The sequence below is a fragment of the Vibrio genomosp. F10 str. ZF-129 genome (assembly GCF_000287055.2).
Taxonomy (GTDB): domain Bacteria; phylum Pseudomonadota; class Gammaproteobacteria; order Enterobacterales; family Vibrionaceae; genus Vibrio.
Window position 1 is genome coordinate 1 of the sequence record NZ_AJYQ02000046.1, and the last position, 222, is coordinate 222.

Below are 222 nucleotides of genomic sequence, written 5' to 3' on the forward strand. Positions count from 1 at the left end.
TTACGATGAGTACCCACACAGATTGATATGGTTTAGAAAGTTAGAGTAAAGAAACTTCCAGATGGGGCTATAGCTCAGCTGGGAGAGCGCTTCGCTGGCAGCGAAGAGGTCTGCGGTTCGATCCCGCATAGCTCCACCATCTTTAAGTATTTTTACTTTGAAAGTATTTAGAAATGGTGACTTTGGTCATTATGCTCTTTAACAATTTGGAAAGCTGACGAA

1 tRNA gene is annotated in these 222 nt (G+C 42.3%); it reads left to right on the forward strand.

From position 1 onward, the window contains the following. Positions 1–63: 63 nt before the first annotated feature. A tRNA-Ala gene (locus tag A1QO_RS05860) sits at positions 64–139 on the forward strand. The last annotated feature ends 83 nt before the right edge of the window (positions 140–222 follow it).